The sequence below is a fragment of the Pseudomonas sp. UYEF17 genome, assembly GCF_040546125.1.
In the GTDB taxonomy this organism is placed as follows: domain Bacteria; phylum Pseudomonadota; class Gammaproteobacteria; order Pseudomonadales; family Pseudomonadaceae; genus Aquipseudomonas; species Aquipseudomonas putida_Z.
On record NZ_JBEPNE010000022.1, the window covers coordinates 42176 to 57627 of the forward strand.

The window sequence follows — 15452 nt, forward strand, 5'->3', positions numbered from 1 at the left end:
CAGGACACGCCAGGTAAAGGCACTGGCGCAGTGAGTGCGGCCAATGGTGCTTGGCCTGGCCGCACAAGTACAGTCATGTGTATTGATAATGACTATCGAAGTGGCCGTGGTGTTCGATCAGGTCAGCGCAGTCATTACCGCTGCCTGGTACGCAGGGCGGGCCTTGAGGCGCTCGTACCAGGCCTCCAGGTGACGCATGGCCGGGCGCTCGATGGGCATTTCGAACCAGGCATAGATGAAGCTACCCAGTGGGATGTCGCCCATGCCGATCTGGTCACCGGAAAGGTACGGTTGTTTGGCCAGGGCTTCGTCGGCAATGGCCAGCAGCTGGGCGCATTGCTTGTGCGCAGCGTTGATCGCCACCCAGTCGCGCTGGTCTTCCGGGGTGCGCAACAGGCCCCAGAACAGTGGGCGGAACGGCGTGGCGAAGGACGAGGTGGTCCAGTCCATCCACTTGTCCGCCAGGGCGCGCTGACGCGGGTCGTCCAGGTACCAGCCCTGCTCCGCACCGTATTCGGCGCACAGGTAGCGAACGATGGTGTTGGACTCCCACAGGGTCAGGTCGCCGTCTTCCAGCATCGGCACCAGGCCGTTGGGGTTGCGCGCGCGGTAGTGCGGCTCGTTGACCACGCCGAAGGCGCCGCCGGCATCGATCGACTCGAAATCCAGGCCCAGTTCGTGGGCGATCCACAGCGCCTTGCGCACATTGCTCGAATTCTTGCGGCCCCAGATCTTCAGCATGGCAACGTCCTTATGAATGCGGAGGTGGTGCAGTCTACTCCAGACTTTCGTCGCCTGTACCGGCCTCTTCGCGGGTAAACCCGCTCCTACAGGGTTCTGCGCCAGACCTGAGAGTGATGCAGTACCTGTGGGAGCGGGTTCACCCGCGAAGAGGCCGGTACAGGCACACACCGGACTGAAACTCCCGCCGCCATGCCCTGTCACTGTTCTGACCCGGCCGTTCGCAGCGTTGCGTCTAAGCTGTCTGGGACGGCTTACCCCCCTGGTTCCAAGGAGGACCGATTATGTTGCTGTTGTGGTTGGTAGTGCTGGTGATCGGCGCGGCGTACCTCACGCACCGGCGCCTGGCGCCCTTGCAAATTCTCGGCATCATGGCCGCTTATGTGCTGCTGATGGGCATTTTCAGCAGCGCTCCCGGCTGGCTGCTGACCCTGCTCTGGATAGCGCTGGCACTGAAAGTCGCCCTGGTGGCGCTGCCGGAATGGCGCCGCAAGGTATTCACAGGCCCCGTGTTCAACTGGTTCCAGCGTACCCTGCCGCCGATGTCGCAGACCGAGCGCGAGGCGATCGACGCGGGCACCGTATGGTGGGACGGCGAACTGTTCTGCGGCCGTCCCGATTGGCGCACCCTGCTCGCCTACCCGGCGCCGCAGCTGAGCGAAGAAGAACAGGCCTTCATCGACGGCCCGACCGAACAACTGTGCGCCATGGTCAGCGACTGGCAGATCGGCCAGGACATGGACCTGCCGCCCGAAGCCTGGGCACATATCAAGCAGCATGGCTTCTTCGCCCTGATCATCCCCAAGGAATACGGCGGCAAGGGCTTTTCAGCCTACGCCCACTCCCAGGTGGCGATGAAACTGGCCACCCGCAGCGGCGACCTGGCTTCCACCGTGATGGTGCCCAACTCGCTCGGCCCGGCCGAACTGCTGCTGCATTACGGCACTGACGAACAACGCAACCACTACCTGCCACGCCTGGCGCGTGGCGAGGAAATCCCCTGCTTCGCCCTCACCGGCCCGCTGGCCGGCTCCGACGCAGGCGCCATGCCTGACACCGGGGTGGTCTGCAAGGGGCAATGGAACGGCGAAGAGGTCATCGGCCTGCGCCTGAATTGGGAAAAGCGCTATATCACCCTCGGGCCCGTCGCCACCCTGCTGGGCCTGGCGTTCAAGGCCTACGACCCGGACCACCTGTTGGGCGAGCAGGAAGAACTGGGTATCAGCCTGGCGCTGATCCCTACCGACACGCCCGGCGTCGAAATCGGCAAACGCCACCTGCCACTGGGCGCCGCGTTCATGAACGGCCCCAACAGCGGCAAGGACGTGTTCGTGCCGCTGGATTTCCTCATCGGTGGCCAGGCCATGCTCGGCAAGGGCTGGATGATGCTGATGAACTGCCTGTCGGTAGGCCGCTCCATCTCCCTGCCGGCAGTGGGCACTGGCGCAGCCAAATACACCAGTCTGGTCACCGGCCAGTACGCCAACATCCGCGAACAGTTCAATGTCCCGCTGGCTGCATTCGAAGGCATCCAGGAGTCGCTGGCACGCATCGGCGGCAATGCCTGGCTGATGGACAGCGCGCGGCTGCTGACCGCCAAGGCCGTGGACCTGGGCGAGAAGCCTTCGGTGCTGTCGGCAATCCTCAAGTACCACCTCACCGAGCGCGGCCGCGAATGCATCCAGCACGCCATGGACGTGCACGGCGGCAAGGCCATCATCATGGGACCGAACAACTACCTGGGCCGTAACTGGCAGGGTGCACCGATCTTCATCACCGTCGAGGGGGCGAACATTCTTTCGCGCAACCTGATGATCTTCGGCCAGGGCGCCATCCGCTGCCACCCGTTCGTGCTCAAGGAAATGGCCCTGGCCGCGCGCGAGGACCGCGATCAGGCATTGAGGGAATTCGACGACCTGTTGATGAAACACATCATGTTCGCCGCCGGCAATGCGGCCAGCACACTGATATTCAGCCTGGGGCTGGGGCGACTGGAATCCGTGCCCGGCGATACCCTGAGCCAAGGCTACTTCCGTGCACTCAACCGCCAGGCAGCGGCCTTCGCTCTGCTGGCTGACCTGTCGATGATGCTGCTGGGCGGCGCGCTGAAACGCCGTGAAAGGCTGAGCGCAAGGCTGGGGGATGTGCTGAGTTACCTGTACCTGTCCAGCGCCGCGCTCAAGCGCTATCACGACCTGGGCTCACCGGAACACATGCAGCCTTTGCTGCGCTGGGCGATGGAAGAGAGCCTGGGCCAGGCCGAAACAGCCCTGGACCGGTTGCTCGACAACTTCCCCAACCGCTTTGTCGGCTGCGCGCTACGGGTCTTGGTGTTCCCCTTCGGTCGCCGCCATACCGGGCCGAGCGATGAACTGGATGCCGAAGTGGCGGCGCTGATCGGTAGCAGCAAGGGCAACCCAGCCCTGGAGGAGCTGCTTGCAGGTTGCTTCCGCCCGCAGGCCGATGGCGACCCGGTAGCGGCACTACAGCGGGCCGCCGACTTGCTGGATGGGGCGGCCCCACTGCACAAGGCACTGCACCAGGCTATCAGGGAAGGCAAGGTTCGGCCTGCAACGGGGCAGTCGATAATCGATGCGGCAGTGGAAAGCGGTGCGCTACAGCCTGGCGAGGGGCAACGACTGCAGGAGGCAGAGCACGCCCGGCGGGCAGTGATCGATGTGGATGCCTTCGACAAGACACAGTTGCTGCCCGAACCAGGCAAGGTACGCTGAGCCAAGGGGCCGTTTTGCGGCCCCTTCTGTAACCCGCGTATACTCCGCCCCCGTTTCAACCACCCCGAGGACCGCCCCATGGCCACCCCCCATCTGGAATACCACCTGCAACTGCTCAACCACCTGCGTACCATCCTGGTGGCCCTGGGTGAAGCCGAGCAGGTACCGGAGGAAAGCCACGCCCTGTTCCTCGAGCGCTTCGACGAGCTGTTGAGCTTGCTGCCGCAAGACCCTCTGGAAAGCCAGTACCTGGGCCAAGACCTGATCTGCCAGGTAATCCAGCGCTACCCGCAAATCGCCCACCTGGTGCCACGCGACCTGCTTTGGTTCTTCGGCGGCGACTGCCTGCACTACATGCCGGATGAAGAGCTGAACCTGTACCAGGCCCTGGAAGAGCGCCGCTACGAATGCGAGCAGCGTGGCGAGGCGTTTGACTGGCTTGAGCAAAAGCAGCTGCTGGCTTCGGCGGCAGCCGATACCCGCCACTGATCCCGGGCTGCCCGGGCGAAGGGGTATGGCGCCCCTTCGGCCAGCCTGTTTCCCCCGGCATGTGCAAACTTCGCCTACAGACCCCCTGTGTTGCCCTGCGTACTCTGCCTGCGCGCTGAGATACATGAGTTCGCAGCCACTCAACACAGGGATCATCCAATGAAAAAAACACTATCCGTACTTGCGCTGAGCCTTTGCAGCAGCGCGGCAATGGCAAAACCCATCAAGTTCGAAGGTACTGTCAGCGGGCCTGGCACCTGCCCCATCCAGGTCGTTACCCCAGGCGGCCCAAGCCTGCCGCTGATCAACCTGGGTAACTTCAATACGTTCGACTTCACTGCAGTCGACCAGGAAACCCCCAAGGTACACTTCGCACTACGCGTACCGGGAAGCTGCGTGACCGGCACACAGAATGCCTATGCCACCTTCCAGGCGGGCTTGGGTGCGGATCCCGTCAACTCCGATCTTTATGCCCTCAAGGACGGCCTCGAATACAGCACCGGCCTGGGTCTGGCAATCAACGACCTCACGAGCCGCCTTGCGCCCAATACCGAGTCGATGGCCTATGAAGTAAAGGACACCGGCGATACCGAGATGGTCTTTTCCGCCCGCCTTGTCACCACTTCGGCAACGGTGACCGAAGGGCAGATCGATACCAACATCTCCTTCAATGTCGATATTCGCTGATTCAAGCCCCCCTGGCACCACCAGGGGGGACCAACCCGTTTCACCTCTCATGCCGGTCCCACCATGTCCATGACCCTGCTGCGCAAGTACGTATTCAGCTTTGCCTGCCTGGCAACGCTTTCCTCAACCACTGAAGCGGCATTGACCATCAGTGCCACCCGCGTTGTCCACCCCAGCGACAAACACAGCAGTTCGGTGGTTGTCGCCAACCCAAGCCAGGCACCTTATGCGGTGCAGGCCTGGGTAAACACGGCGGCCGACGACACCAGCACCGTAGTGCCTTTTGCCGTATCCCCCACCCTGTTCCGGCTCGACCCCAAGCGCGAGCAACTGGTCAAGATAAACGCCCTGCCAAACAACCTGCCCACCGATCGCGAATCGCTGTTCTACTTCAATGTGCAGGAAATTCCCCAGGTCGATAGCGCGCAGCAAAATGTGCTGAAGATCGCCATGCGCACCCGCATCAAGCTGTTCTACCGGCCCAGCCAGGTGCAAGGCGTGCCCGAGCAGCACCTGGACAGCCTGCAGTGGTCGCTGGCCAGCGAGAACGGCAAGACCTTCCTGCAGGTTCACAACCCCACGCCCTACCACTTTACCTTCGGCCGGCTGGAAGTGGGCAAAGCAGGCACAACCGAAAAGATCGACACGGCGCTGATGGCGCTGCCCATGCAAAACCAAGCCTTTGAACTGAAGACAACCCGCCCCGCAGAAGGATTGCAGGTACGCTTCAGCACAATCAACGACTACGGTGGCAGCACCCGGCTGGTGGAAAAACCGCTGCCCGATTCGTCGATATGACGCAGCCGCTCAGTCGTGCAAGTCCAGGTCAAGTATTGGAAAGTTGGGCGATGGCGGCCAGGTCAGGCCTTGATCGAAACTGACAGAAACCCGCACAGTGAGCAGGTCACGCTTGAGCGAAAGCAGAAAAGCCTTGGTCGCCTTGAGCGCATCATCAAACCCCAAGCCGTTTTCCACTTCCTCCAAGGTCAAGGCATGGTCTTTCAGCACCTCCTGGATCATTGGCTTACCCTGGTCATCCACACCGCTGACGACCAACGTGACCCGGTGATCCGTATGGCTATAGCGCCAGGCATCGAGGGTGATGGTCAATCCCTCTTCAGGGACATTGGACAGAAAAACCGTTTTATGGCTGGAAGGGCTCACGTTTGGCGTCGTAAGCCCTTGAGTGAGCGGCAAGAACGATACCAGGCGTACATCAGACGGATGAACCTTGCCATTCTTGTCCGTCACCTGATAGTACACTTTCAGCACTTTGCCGCTGTGTTGTGCAATCAGGTTCAGCGGAATATCGTACTGCCCGGGAAAACCGGGGGCTTCTTCTGTCGCCAGGTAGCTGCCGACACCACCCGGCTCCCCCCATGAAACCTCGACCTTCTCCCCTGGGAATACAGCCCCCGATGGCACAGTCACCCGCATGTAGTTCAGCTTCTTGTTGGGGTCCAGTTGCACCTGTTGCCCGCTTCCCGTGGCATAGGTAATTTCCGGCCAGGTCAGGTCCCTGGGCACAGGCGCGGTATCAACCTTCAGCTGAACCACTTTCGGCTCTTCGGGTGTACTCTTGTTACCGGCGTAATCGTTTAACCGGTAATGCGCAAAACGAGTTCCGTCCCCCCGCTCACGGACGGTATCGCCAGGGATTTCCACGATGACGGGAAAGCCCTCCTGTTCGATTACCTTCTCGGCAACAAGGTTGTCGTCGTATAACTGCGCATCCCAAAACCAGCGAATGCGGTCTCCTGGCACAAAGGTCTGATAGTCCGGCACCCGTGCGACAAGCACATCATCGTGTCGTTCCAGGTAATCCGCCGTTACGCCCTCAGTGAGCACTTCTGCGTCGAATATCAGGCTACCGCGATCGCCGCCCAACGTGGGCCCGGTCAAGTCCAGGGTTATGGTCCGCGGCTCCGAACACCGTTCCGCCCCGTTGTAACCTTTGACCCTGTAGGTCAACTCAGGCGTGCTGTCGTCCTTGAGGTACTCCAGGGGAATCTCGACGTAGTAATCGTCCAGTGCAATGGGGGCCACCCATTGCCTGGTTTCGCCTATCTGCACACCATCGCACAACAGCACCAGTGTCTCCGGCATGTCATGGGAGGGGTTGGAACCCGGCCATGGCGGGACATCCACACGCAGGGGCTTTTCCAGCAGGGCCAGAGGGATGACGTTTTGCGCGCCACCCTCCAGGTTTTCAAGCGAGCCTTCCACCCAAGGTGGAGGAAAAAGCGTATCCGACTTCCCGTTTCGCATAACTCAACCTCCAACGTGTCCAGTCCGGCGCAATGAACGGCTCGCCATGGTTTACCAGCTGTAACGCACTCCCAGGTTGACGCCCCACGGCTGCTCCAGTGCCTTGCCGTTGCTGTAGTCGAAGTCGGCATGCAACTGCAGGCGGTCCATCAACGACACCGCCACCCCCATGCCCAGCTCCCCACGCGAACCCGAGAGGTCATTGTCGAACTGGTGATCGTTGACCTTTACCTGGTTGTTGTTGGCAAACTCGTGCACATAAGCCAGACGCACATAGGGTTGCAGCCACTGCCCACCCTCGAGCGTGACGGTGCGGCCCGCCGTCGCGCCGGCCTTGCCCAGTACGGAATGCGTGGCATCACCGTCGGCCTTCAAGCCGTTGTCCAGGTGGTAATCCTTGCCCTGGATGCCGACCACCGACAACTGCCCGAAAGGCTCGACGAAGTAGCCATCGTCCAACGCCAGGTGGCGCCCGAACTCCACCGACGCCCCCAGGCCGACGTTGTCATAATCGCCTTCGGTTCGCTGGCCATCGCTGAGGCTGACCTTGGCCTGGTTGTCGAAGCGGTTTAGCTTGACCACGCTGTCCAGGTAATAGCCGCTCTGGGCATCCAGCCAGGTGGCATACAGCCCCAGGTAGTAGCTTTTCACCTCACCCGAGGCGCCACGGGTCAGGTTCAGGTCCGAGCTGCTGTAGCCGGCCATCACCCCGGCCAGCCATTGGCCGTCACCCCACGGCAACGGGGTATCGGCACCCAGCGAGAAGCCCTGTTGCACCTGGCTGTACGGCGTACCGGTAGAAGAAGAAACGTTGTACTTGTTGCCATAGCTACGCGCCCACAGGCCTGATTTACGCTCGTCGAGGCGCAGCTCCCCCATGCGGCTGCGCAGGGATGACAGCTCGCCATACCACACGGTCGGCGCGGTATTGAACAAGGCCATGGCCGCCTCGGTGCTTGGGCTTACCACCTTGGTCGCGCCATCCAGATACCAGTCATTGCCACGCTGCACCAGGTCATAAGAGAACGCCCCCAGGTCCACCGGCCCGTTAAGCAGGGAGAACTGCGCATCCCCCGCCGCGGCGTGAACCAGGTGCAAGCTGTTTGCCTGGGTGGGTTCGCTGCCGCTGCTGCCCACCAGCAGGCTGTGGTTGCCGGTGGCCGTGCCGGTAATGTCGAGGAAGTCGCTTTGGGCGCTGCTGAAGTCGGCGTCCATGATGAACGTACCACTGCCCGACAGGCTGCCCAGGGTAAGGCGCTGGTACTGCGTGGCCTCACCGAACCGCACCGAGCCCCCCGCCATGGTCAGTTGCCCGAGTTCACTGTCCTCCACCATGTTCCAGCGGCCGCCATCACTCAGCGCCAGGCGTTCGACATTGGTCAGGCGCCCGGTCAGGCTGGCCTGGTTGCCCAAAGTCAGATTGGCACTGGAACCGGCCTCCACCCACACATCACCCACCAGGTTGCTGCCCTCGACCTGCATCGTGGCATTCGAGCTGTTTGCCACTTCCAGCAGGTTGCCATTGCTGCCGAGCAGCGTAGTACCGCCCGTGACGATGATCGTCGCATCGCCGGGCGCCTGGTTTGCACTCCCCACCCGGATGGCGGCGCCATTCTGGCCTTCCACGTGCGTGCCCTGCAGATTGATCGATGCAGGTTTAGTCGAAAGGCCATCGCCAACCACCCGGATGCCATCCTTGGCGCCGGTCAGCCGGCTGTTGGTCGCATCCAGCCGGGCATCGCCAAACAGCAAGGCAGCACCGGCCGCCCCTTTACTCACCAGGGTACTGTCAGTCAGAGAAAGATGAGAGCTGCCGGCCACCCTGGCGCCGCCTATACCCCCTTCGATATGGCTGCCATTTACCGACACACTGGCACCAGCCGTCGCACTGCGCAGCACATCGAGGCCGAACAGGTTGCTGGTCAGGCGCGAGCCACTGGCGATGGTTGCCGAAGCACCGCCGTTGACCATCACCGCAGCGACCCCCGTGGCTGACACCGTGGAGCCCTCAAGGTGCAAACCACCGCCTGTACGCACGTCGATCTGCTGTGTGGTAGCGCCCTCGGCTACCAAGCGCCCGCCGTCAGTGACCCTGTAGCTGTCAACAGGGGTGCCGGCACCGATAGTTTTCTCATGGTCCACCAACGTCAAGGCATTTGCCGGCCCGACAAGAAATACGGCCGAAGCGCCCAGTAATAATTGCCCAAAGGCTAGCGCCAAGGGGGTCTGGGTAAAACTGCGTTGCTTGATCATTGCACCTTTGCCTCATCGATTTACCCGTGAACGGGCAGCAGAAACGTGAGCAAGGCTATTAAGAAATCGCCTAAAACCATGTAGGAAAAGCCTGATGATCAATGCGACTTTTCAACAACCATGCTCAATATGCTGTGCCGCCAACGCTCAAGGGCGAACGAGAGGGCATTCCTCACCAAAACTGTGCATTGATACCACCGCCCCGGCAGGGTCGGATGTGACCGTTTTACCACTGCGTTCAAATGCATAAGTAAATGACGCCAGCCCGTCATAACTGGCTCCAGGATCGAATTCGATAATTGGCTTCAGGCCGTCAGCGTAAGGGATACGCCACACGAACCCGGTCGGCGGATTGTCTGTATCCAACTCGATAGTTTGCTCATACCTGGCACCTGGTATATCGGGCCCACCGGGAGACGTACCGTGCGTCACCGTCCAGGTCAGCGTCAATTGCTCACCAACGGCCAACCACTCGCTCAAGTCAGGGATATCAATACGTACACCGGGTTGGGTATCCGTTGGATCTGCAAGATCAAACAAGGCGGTACAATTCAGCCAGACGCGCCCTCCGCTATTGAACCCACCCTGGAACTGCCCAGCTTCAGGGTGCAGGACAATAGCCTCCACCTGAATAGACTGAGGGTTGGATACGGCTTTGTTCGGCACGTCTTTACGGCTGACCACGTAGTGAGCGGAGCGGTCGCCATTATCGTGCTGCCAAATGTATACCCACGGAATCGTCACTTCTATTTCGTTGCCGAGATCAGCCGCCTTGAGTACATAATCCGCCTCGGATACATGCTCATCCGAATAGTAGAACTCGACCAGATCACCTTCCATGAACGCGGTATCGATCGTTACTTTAAGTGCGGCATCGGCCAGTTCATCCGCCTCGGTCAGCCGGTTTTTCAGGTTCTCGTTACCCCCATAAACATCCGGCAGGACCATTTCCGGGTTCACAGGCCCCGGCCATTCCGGGTCCGGATCAGGTACAACTGGGCCAATGCGCTCGAGGTTGACGTTGAAGGAATCCTTTTCGCCACCTAACAGGTAGTCACCGCGGTGCACCTCATACGTGACTTCGACCGGTTTCACGCCGGTAGAGCCTTTTCCATAAATAGCCAGGACAACGCTAGCAGGGATGGCCAGCTTGACCGGGAACGTGCCGACAGTCCGCGTTTCGAAAGTATGCGTACCCCACTTGATCGTGATCAGGTCAGTCGCCTTGAAATGCAGGAAGGCACCAATTTCCACCGTAATACCGTTGAACACGGCATCCTGGTCCACCACTCCGCCGTTCATGCCCAAGACCAGGGGCCTTTTGAAGTCCGCCGGGGTAGGCAAATTGCCAGTCGCCACCGTAACGCGCGTGGGCACTGACACGGCACTCACATTGCCGGCAATGTCCTTTAAAAGGTAGGCAATATGGATGCCGCCATCCCCTGCATCCCGAATGACCTTCTCAGGCACCGGTATCGACAATGGCACTGCAGAGACAGGCGTGAAGCCGTCAGGCACCAGGTCGCCCGGGTCGCTGGGCACTTCCCTGCGCCAGATCCACGCCACGATGTCTCTGGCATCCCAATCCGGATAGGCGGGCAACGTAAGCTTGACCGCACCAATATTGGCATCCAGCACAGCGGCAATAGCCGGGAAAGCTGTCGGAAGTCGATTTGGATAAGGAGCCACACGATCGAAAATCAGGTTCAACGGGAGGAAATCAACAGGCAAGGGACTATTGTAAGGAATCACCCTGATAAAAAAACCATGTTTGCCTTCACCCCATGATTTTACCTTTGCCTTATCCAACTTCACCTGGAAGGGAAAAGTACTGTCCTTATCATATTGACCACTGTGGAGCTCCTCCTCCACCCCGCCCTCTGGCAGGTGATACAGCCACATCTGGTCAAACTCTCCCATGGTGGGATCACCTGCGGCATTCCAGCTCTTGATCGTCAAAGAAATCTCGATGGTATCGTCGGTCAAAACCTCACTGCGCATCGTACCGTCGGATGTGTCTGCCAAGAGCTTCAGGTCGATTTCAGGTGAGACAGGCGCAAATACAACATCAGCCACGGTCACGCTTTCTATTTTCATTTTGGCGCCTCAGCAGTTCAAGAGGGAGTTGTCGAAAAAAACACATGAATATTTAGAACCGAGGCTACCCCCCACACAACTGACAGTTTTATCAGTTGCCAGAAAGACCTCTTTGCTTTCCATGCACAGACTGGAAATTAAAAAGCTCGCGCTAACGCGTAATGCTGTTCACTCAAGCGATTGGGGCCGCCTTGCGGCCCTTCGCGGGCAAGCCCGCGCCTACAGGATTGTGCGTACCTTGAGGCTTGCACCGTACCTGTGGGAGCGGGCTTGCCCGCGAAGGGCTGCAAGGCAGCCCCAATCGATGTCACATCAGACTTGAGTGAACAACATTACACACTAACGCGGGCTTTCACTGTAAGAGACCAGACACTCAGCCTCCACTTTGACCACTCAGGCGGTCGACACCATCGTAATGATAGCTCGACATCAAACCAGCCTTTTCGACTGACCTCAAACGACCGGTTGCATCATAGTCCATCAACATGCCCTCACCATCGTCGGTCAGGTTCCCGTCGGGATCGTAGATCAACTTCGCCGTGGCGGGGTAGCCCGGGTAGCTATTGGTTATGCTACTGAGCTGCGCAGGGTCTTCATTGTCGAAGAAGTACTCGGCCACATTTTCTCCTGGCTGATCAGTTTCTTTGTCTGTCAGCTGGGTGATAACCAGGATAATGTTGTCCAAGGGATCGAACTCGAACGCCTGGGCACGGATCACATGCCCTTGTGGGTCGACCGGGGACAGTGGCCCGCTGCACTGGTAATCATACAGACGGCCACGCGCATCGTAGGCAAAGGTTTCCTCTCTGAGCAGCTCCCCCGTTTCCTGCTCGCCGAGTTTCAATGCCTTCAGTTCAATCCGGTCGCAGACATCGTAGTCCTGCTTCAATGTCTGTATCTCGCTTGGCATGTCAAAACGGCGAAGGGTTTCACGATCGAACTCGTCATACTCCAACCAGGTGATCAGGTAGTTATCACCATCACGGGTTTCGATCTTCGATGTTCGGCCCAGCTTGTCGTACTCGAACATCGCCACTGTCGTGCCCAGGGTAGTCTTCTGCAGCCGCCCGGCATCGTCATACTGATAGTCCTGCACTTGGCCCAGTACATCGGTGTAGCTCAACATACGGTCGCGATAGCTGTACGCATACGTCATTTCGAACGTTTCGTTGCCCTCGGTGCGCTTCTCCCATTTCATCTGCCCGGTACTGAAATAATCCCGTTCCAGGGTTTGCCCATCTTCTGTACAGCGCAGCAACCGGGCATTCTCCGGGTCATACGTGTAGTCAGCCGTGAACCGACTGGATGTCCGTTTGAGCGGCTCTTCGCCCAACACCGGGTTATATTCATACTCGACCCATTGCCTGGAAGGCGTGAACACCTTCTCTGGTCGGTTATACCCAGGCTTGTAGTGCAGAATGCGCTCTCGCCCACCGGTGACAGACCGGTAAAGCCGCTTCAGGCCATCGAACGTTTGCGTGCCCAGCACAATGCCATCGACATCGATGCTCTCCGGAAGGTCGTCACTGTCAAACGTGGCGTAGCGGCGAGTTACCACCGACCTGTCGGGGAGCGTCTGTGTCAGCAACCGGCCAAAGGTGTCGTACGTGCTCAGCGTGGTGGACTTGTCGGCAGCCACTTCCCGGGCCACACGCCCCAGGCCATCGTAATGATAGGTATGCTGGCTGTACGCAACGGTGTCGTCCTTCTTCCTGAAGCGCCTGACGTGCGTGGCCTCTTCGAAGCGGTTGAGCCAGGTCTCGGTCACGCCGCTTGCAACCGTGCCATCCGCCGACTCACGCCAGCTACGCGTGATGGGCAGTTGGGCCGACGCCTCGGTGCCAACCGGGTCCGTCACCTCGAAATGGCAGATGCCGTCCGGCCCCCTTTGCCATGCTTGCTGGCCCCAGTCGTCGTAGCCGTATGTTGTCTGCAGCGTCAGGTCCACTGCGTGGTGGATACCCGGCTCGGTAACCACATCGGCCATCCAGTCGTACTCGGTTTCTTCGGCAAGCTGGCCATAAGCGTTGTAGGTGGCCAGGTAGGTCTTGCGGTACCGCTGGCGCCGCCAGATTTCGACACTGTCGGCCTCCATACGCTGTTCTTCGAACACACGGCCAAGGCCGTCGAGCAGGGTGCGGGTGGTCACGCCCTTGACATCGGTCGAGGTCTGCACCGCCGGGCTGTCCCCCACCGCCAGCACGTAGCTGTATTTGCGGGAAGCCTTGTAAATCTTGTCGTTTGGCGCAACCGTCTCGACAGTCACACGGCCCAGCAGATCATAGGCATAGGCGATTTCCACATCGTTGTCATCGCGGTTGAGCAACGGCTCTGCGGTCAATGCCGAGTGCTTCAAGGCAAAGGTTTTCTGCACATTGCGAACGGTTCCATCTTCCAGCGCCTGCCCATGATCGAAACCCGTCACTACCTGATTGACGACCAGGGCTGGATGGTTTTCCACCACCTCTGTCGTGTAGCTGTACGAGGTGGTCGTAGGCTTTGCGCCCATGGTCATGATCGTCTCGGCCGGCCGCCCATAACTCAGCAGGTCTTCTTTGGACTCATGGTAATGGGTAATCGTCTGGCTCAGCGGCACCTTCATCTCACCCGCCATGACGAAGGCTTGTTCTTCTTTCAACACGAGCCACGGCTTGGCGACAGGGTCGGGCGTGCCCTCAGGCAGGGGAACCGGGTCAAGGGCCTTGTATACGAATTCGGTACGCTCGGTCGCGGCTGCGCCCTCACCTTTGGCCGATGGCTTGATGGTTTGGCTCTTGCGCCAGCGTACAAAACCCTGGGGGTCGGCCGGGCACTTGCCGGGCTCTCCGTCAACGGGGAAGTACTCGTACACCGTTTCGACGCCAGTGACTGCAACTTCTCTGATCAGGTTGCCGAACAGGTCATACTCGGTGGTGTGTACGGCAGTGCCCGGCTTACCATTCGCTTTTTGCCAGCTCTGAGTCGAAAGTTGCTGCAACTGGAAGTTTTCAGGTTGCTTGCCGAACGGCTCAGCCGAATTGCCTGGGTATTGGCTAACCGTGGTAATGACGCAACTGCCCTGAACTTGTTTTTCCTCGACCATACGATGGAAGCGGTCGAAGGTTCTCAGCACGGTGCGGTCAGCTTGCCCGGGGCAGCGTTCGGTGGTTTTACTCCAGTAGGAATAGTTGGCGTCGGCCACATCGTAGAGGTTATCGCGGCCATTATTGTTCCAGACAACAGAGCTGCCATTACCCACGAAGTTGGTCGAAGAGTACTCGTAGTCGGTAACCTGTTCGGCCTGGCCAAAACCCGGAACGATGCGGTGACGCTTGACCCGCGGCAAGTACTGATCGACGCCTGGGAGCTTGTGGCCCGGATCACCGTCTATGCCATATTCGATATGTTCCACCGCACCGGTCGGCCTGCGCACCCGGGTCACACAGGTTTGCCCGTGCACCTGTTGATAAGCGAACTCCCAATAAGCCGCATCATCGGTGGGCAGGACTATACGCTCGAGCTGCCGCCCTTTGAACTTGAGGGTATAACTGGCTCGCGCCGCAGGTTGATCGGGGTACAAGGTGATGATCATATCGCCCGGGTACTCGATCAACAGCAGGCGACGCCCCTGTTGCCCATCTATCCCGGAGTCACGCACTTCACTCAAGCAGGGGTTGCCTGGCAATTGCGGGTTGTCACGGTAGACAAATTCGAGCCAGCGCTTCGAATCGGAGTAAATCTTTGTGGGCAGCGCCAGTTTTTTGGTACCGATCTGTACAAGTTCCAGAATTTCTGTCAACTGAGCATCTTTATGCTCGACTCGAAACACCCCATCGCCATCCTTGTGAAAATGGAAAGTATCCAGTTTTTTCTCACTGATACTCTCGACACCGTCTACCGTGAAACGCTCACCGGTGTACAACGATAGCGCACTCCCGCCTTCAGGATAAGCATGCTCGATGAAGCTGCTAAGATTGATATCCCAGCCTTGCCCATAGCCGAAGTCACCTGCGCCCACCGAACTGTATGTAAACGATGGCGGGAAGCTTACGCCACCCAAATAGTCGCCACGCAAGACAGGTAATACAATACTCAGGCCATACTGGCCGGTACGCGGGTCAACACGATTACTGATGAAACTGGAGAAGTTGAAAGCCCCCGAATGCAGTGCCGTTTTGCCGGACATACTGATTTACCTCAAAAAAT

At 59.3% G+C, this 15452-nt stretch carries 9 protein-coding genes; 4 read left to right on the top strand and 5 right to left on the bottom strand.

Going from position 1 to position 15452, the window contains the following annotated elements; genetic code table 11:
- Positions 1–117 precede the first annotated feature (117 nt).
- The gene (locus ABIB24_RS23785; RefSeq protein ID WP_024086519.1) at positions 118–741 is read right to left on the bottom strand and encodes a glutathione S-transferase; all 624 of its coding nucleotides are present in this window, start codon (positions 739–741) and stop codon (positions 118–120) included.
- A 284-nt stretch (positions 742–1025) separates the two neighbouring features.
- On the opposite strand from ABIB24_RS23785, the gene ABIB24_RS23790 reads away from it, so the two are divergent.
- The 4 genes from ABIB24_RS23790 to ABIB24_RS23805 all read left to right on the top strand — a co-directional run bounded on the left by ABIB24_RS23790 (position 1026) and on the right by ABIB24_RS23805 (position 5447).
- Entirely contained in the window at positions 1026–3473 is a 2448-nt protein-coding gene (locus tag ABIB24_RS23790) for an acyl-CoA dehydrogenase (RefSeq protein WP_354317361.1), read from the top strand.
- A gap of 78 nt (positions 3474–3551) precedes the next feature.
- Positions 3552–3962: a PA2817 family protein gene (locus ABIB24_RS23795; protein WP_137163269.1), complete on the top strand. Its 411-nt coding sequence runs from the start codon at positions 3552–3554 to the stop codon at positions 3960–3962.
- A 159-nt stretch (positions 3963–4121) separates the two neighbouring features.
- Positions 4122–4649: a fimbrial protein gene (locus tag ABIB24_RS23800; protein ID WP_170978822.1), complete on the top strand. Its 528-nt coding sequence runs from the start codon at positions 4122–4124 to the stop codon at positions 4647–4649.
- Positions 4650–4712: 63 nt separating this feature from the next.
- On the top strand, positions 4713–5447 hold the full coding sequence (locus tag ABIB24_RS23805) for a fimbrial biogenesis chaperone (protein ID WP_354317362.1): 735 nt from the start codon (positions 4713–4715) through the stop codon (positions 5445–5447).
- 9 nt (positions 5448–5456) lie between these two features.
- Here the strand turns inward: ABIB24_RS23805 and ABIB24_RS23810 are convergent, their stop codons facing one another.
- The 4 genes from ABIB24_RS23810 to ABIB24_RS23825 all read right to left on the bottom strand — a co-directional run bounded on the left by ABIB24_RS23810 (position 5457) and on the right by ABIB24_RS23825 (position 15432).
- Positions 5457–6917, bottom strand: coding sequence for a hypothetical protein (locus tag ABIB24_RS23810; RefSeq protein ID WP_354317363.1), 1461 nt, complete (start codon positions 6915–6917; stop codon positions 5457–5459).
- A 51-nt stretch (positions 6918–6968) separates the two neighbouring features.
- Positions 6969–9170, bottom strand: coding sequence for an autotransporter outer membrane beta-barrel domain-containing protein (locus tag ABIB24_RS23815; RefSeq protein ID WP_354317364.1), 2202 nt, complete (start codon positions 9168–9170; stop codon positions 6969–6971).
- A gap of 147 nt (positions 9171–9317) precedes the next feature.
- Positions 9318–11267, bottom strand: coding sequence for a hypothetical protein (locus ABIB24_RS23820; protein ID WP_354317365.1), 1950 nt, complete (start codon positions 11265–11267; stop codon positions 9318–9320).
- A 373-nt stretch (positions 11268–11640) separates the two neighbouring features.
- Positions 11641–15432: an RHS repeat domain-containing protein gene (locus ABIB24_RS23825; protein ID WP_354317366.1), complete on the bottom strand. Its 3792-nt coding sequence runs from the start codon at positions 15430–15432 to the stop codon at positions 11641–11643.
- Positions 15433–15452 lie beyond the last annotated feature (20 nt).